Origin of the sequence: Klebsiella sp. K47 (assembly GCF_051858335.1) — a bacterium.
In the GTDB taxonomy this organism is placed as follows: domain Bacteria; phylum Pseudomonadota; class Gammaproteobacteria; order Enterobacterales; family Enterobacteriaceae; genus Klebsiella; species Klebsiella pneumoniae.
The window spans coordinates 1-228 of sequence record NZ_JBPYUI010000365.1 but is presented as its reverse complement, the minus strand read 5'-3'; the positions used below and the strand labels follow the sequence as shown (position 1 = coordinate 228).

Below are 228 nucleotides of genomic sequence, written 5' to 3'. Positions count from 1 at the left end.
CCGTGCACTGATGTTGGCGCGGCAGGTCTGGCGCTACTGGCTACCAACAGCCAGCAATACTCAACGTGACATCACCGAAGGCCTGAAAGCTCGATTGACTCCATATCGAGGCACGAACTTTCCTGCGATTGTGGAGCCCCAGCGCTTTGGGGAGCTTCTGCGAGCCATGTACGCCTATAAAGGTGGACCCTTTGTACGCACAGCTCTTTTGTTAGCTCCTTTGCTTTA

General features: G+C 54.4%; 1 protein-coding gene. It reads left to right on the top strand.

The genetic code is table 11. The annotated features are described in order from the left end of the window. On the top strand, nt 1-228 hold a 228-nt coding region (locus RRF55_RS28400), incomplete at both ends, for a hypothetical protein (protein ID WP_439419356.1).